At 65.4% G+C, this 3,141-nt stretch carries 4 protein-coding genes; 2 read left to right on the top strand and 2 right to left on the bottom strand.

Annotated elements, in window-relative coordinates; genetic code table 11:
- Positions 1 to 1,011, bottom strand: a 1,011-nt coding sequence (locus tag AC1D00_RS33625; protein ID WP_477013634.1) for a PDC sensor domain-containing protein, incomplete at its 3' end; no start/stop codon positions are given.
- Between the two features lie 295 nt (positions 1,012 to 1,306).
- On the opposite strand from AC1D00_RS33625, the gene AC1D00_RS33630 reads away from it, so the two are divergent.
- Entirely contained in the window at positions 1,307 to 2,080 is a 774-nt protein-coding gene (locus AC1D00_RS33630; protein ID WP_477013635.1) for a DUF2189 domain-containing protein, read from the top strand.
- 303 nt (positions 2,081 to 2,383) lie between these two features.
- Positions 2,384 to 2,563: a hypothetical protein gene (locus AC1D00_RS33635; protein ID WP_135177580.1), complete on the top strand. Its 180-nt coding sequence runs from the start codon at positions 2,384 to 2,386 to the stop codon at positions 2,561 to 2,563.
- An 18-nt stretch (positions 2,564 to 2,581) separates the two neighbouring features.
- On the opposite strand, the gene AC1D00_RS33640 is transcribed toward AC1D00_RS33635, so the two are convergent.
- Entirely contained in the window at positions 2,582 to 3,094 is a 513-nt protein-coding gene (locus tag AC1D00_RS33640) for an SRPBCC family protein (RefSeq protein WP_477013636.1), read from the bottom strand.
- Positions 3,095 to 3,141 lie beyond the last annotated feature (47 nt).

Consider the following 3,141-nt stretch of genomic DNA (forward strand, 5'->3'; position numbering starts at 1 on the left):
GCCGAGCTCGCCGCCCGGATGGGGCGGTGGAATGCGCGCGCCGAGGTCGCCGCGCCCGAGCTTCTTCGCCATCGCGGCGAGCCGTCCGACCTGGCGCCCGACGCTCACGGTCGCGAGGATCCAGACCGCCGCCAGCAGCAGCAGCGAGGCCACGGCCAGGATCGCCATGTCCTCGTAGAGCCGGCGGTTCGCTGCCGCGACCAGCCCGTCCTTGGACCGTCCGACCAGGATGTAGAGACCGGCATCCCGGGTCGACGGTGAGCGGGCGGCGACACTCCAGACATGGGCGCGGCCCTCGCGATCGGTGACCTCATGAAAGGACTCCCGGTCGGGCGTCGCCGCGAAGCGGAATAGTTCGGATCCTGCGATCGACCCGCCGACGGGCTCGGTCCAGCCTCCGCCGGAGGGGGCGACCAGAACCGTGCCCTTGGCGTCGACGAGCAGGATGTCCTTCTCGGCGAGCAGCCGCTTGTGGTGAAACTCCGCGAATTTGCGCAGGTTGAACGAAGCAAGCAGGATCAGCTTCAGCGCGCCCGCTTCCGATCGCACCGGATATGCGATCTGGAGCACCGACAGTCCGGTCAACCGGCCGAAGACGGGCTCGATCACGACGCCGCGCGAAACCAGGGCCTGCTTGAAATAGGCGCGATCCCTGAGATCGAGGGTGCGGTTGGTCCGCAGCGAGTCGCAGAACAGGCTGCCGTCCGGATCGATGGTCAATATCCCCGTGAACTGTGGGTATTCCTCGCGCACTTCCGACAGAAACGCCGAGCACGCCGCCTTGTCGCGCGTGTCGAGATCGCGCGCACGGGCGAGACCATAGTGAAGCTGGGCGGTGCCCTGAATCTTCTCGTCCAGATCGCTGGCAATCTCGCCGGCCGTCGCAGCCAGATTGGCCAGCGCCGCGTTGATGTCGCTGCTTCGATTCTGCATGAAACGCAGCCCGACGAGGCCTGCCGGCACCAGCATGGCCGCGATGACGAGTATCAGTAGCCGGGTACGCAAGCTCATCGGTCGGGTGGTCCGCTCTGGTCATCGCGTGTGCTGGTTCGAAGATGCAATTTGCGGCACCACCGTCCGTTCCGTCCATAGGCATCGTGCCCAAAAGCCTGCGATGGGGGAAAGATTCTGAAGTCGCGCGCAGCACGGGTGAGCCCCCGACAGGGTTCGCCGGCGAGGCTATGCCGGGCTCCCAGGATACCGTCATCCGGAACCAACTTGCGCGTGCGCGCGGCGCCCGACGGCGCTAATATCGCGGTCGATCCGCGTGCGACGAAGATCGCACCGACAGATGAGGAGGAAGCCGATGTCCATCTCGGGCAAGGTCGATCCGGTGGTGCGTCCCATTATGGCGACCGACATTGCCGAGGCGCTGGTCGAGGGGCTCCGCGATTTCCAGGCGCTGCCGCTCTACGGGCTTTGCTTCGGCGCGCTCTATGCCGCCGGCGGCATCGCCATCATGCTCTGCCTCACCGCCTTCGGCATKGTCTATCTGGTCTATCCCCTGGCCGCCGGCTTCGCGCTGATCGGCCCGTTCGTCGCGATCGGTCTCTACGAGGTCAGCCGCCGCCGCGAGCGCGGCGAGCCCGTCTCCTTCGGCGCGATCTGGTCGACGATACGCTCGCGCAGTGAGATCGGCTGGATGGCGTTCGTCACGCTGTTCATGTTCGTGATCTGGATGTACCAGGTGCGGCTCCTGATCGCGCTGCTGCTCGGCCTGCACGCCTCGTTCTCGAGCCTTCAGGAGTTCATGACGGTGGTGCTGACGACCAATGAGGGTCTGCTGTTCCTCGCCATCGGCAACGCGGTCGGTGCCGTGCTGTCGCTGATCCTGTTCTCGCTCACCGTGGTCTCGTTTCCGTTGCTGCTCGACCGCGAGGTCGATTTCGTCACGGCCATGGTGACGAGCGTGCGCGCGGTCGTGACCAGCCCGCTGCCGATGATCGGCTGGGCGGCCGTGATCGTGATGCTGCTGATCGTCTCGGCGCTGCCCTACTTCCTCGGGCTGATCGTGACGCTGCCGGTGCTCGGCCATGCGACATGGCATCTCTATCGGCGTCTGGTGGCACCGGTGCCGTGAGAGGGGAGCCCGACGCACTCCAAGCGGTCGAAAACGAGGCTTCGGCGGCCTTATTCGGTCGAGAACGGCATTTGGCGCTTCAAAGGCGCGGCGCGGGCGAGAAAACGATAGCTAATTGCAGGGATTGCGCGCACGGTGCGTGCCAATGTCGGAAAGTCCGGTCGTCCCTGCGCACACGCGGCGCCGTGACTATGCGCGCGACGTGAAAGGGCGCATTCCTCGCACCGGCGGAGCCGACTCATCACGCCGTCGTAACGGCGATCGCGGTTCGATATGAGATCGAGCGCCAACCGAAAGCACCTGATGCAAATTCTCTCCCCACGACACGTCAAGACAGACGAAGCACTCCGGCTCGGCGTGGAGTCGGGCTGGTACGCGATCAAGGTCAGTGGGACCTTTGTCTCGGGCCCGCACGATTCGGAAGGGGAATGCCGTCGCAAGATCGACGAGATTCATCCGCCGCCGGCGAAGAAGAAGCGATGATGGCGCCGATTCCGACCGCTACGGCGTCTTGATCCCCAACGCCTTCAGCGCATCCAGCATCCGCTGCGGCGGGCCCATCTTCACTACCAGCGGCTTGCCGGTCTCGAGCACGCTCTTGAGGCCGGAGAGGATCGCGGGCCAGCCCTGCCGTCCGCCGGAGAGGATGTCGTCGCTGAGCGGCCGGTCATGGCCTTCGCTCATGGTGAGACGGACTGCGTCGCCGACCTCTTCGATCTCGTAGGTGACGAGGGTCGGGCCGAGCTTCTCGATCAGATCGGGCCAGTTGACGTTGAAGGTGACCGAGAGCTTTCGCGGCGGATCGTAAGCGAGGACCTCGCCGCTGATGTGCAGGGCGCCGTCGGGCGTGCGCACGACGAAGGCACCGCCGAGCCGCGGCTCGACCTCCACGGCATTGCCGAAGAAATACTGCCGACTGAACTCGGCCGAGGTCAGCGCCTCCCACACCTTCTCCGGTGTGGAGGCGATGTAGATGGTGTAGACGGTGAGCGGCTTGAATTGATCGAGGTTCATTTTGCGTCGAATCCCTTGTTGAGGGCTGCGCGGGGGATGGCGAGCAC

The sequence above is a fragment of the Bradyrhizobium sp. P2_E8 genome (assembly GCF_056403875.1).

Coding starts and splice junctions, on each gene's coding strand:
- AC1D00_RS33635 (WP_135177580.1), top strand. CDS start 2,384: ATGCAAATTCTCTCCCCACGACACGTCAAGACAGACGAAGCACTCCGG.
- AC1D00_RS33640 (WP_477013636.1), bottom strand. CDS start 3,094: ATGAACCTCGATCAATTCAAGCCGCTCACCGTCTACACCATCTACATC.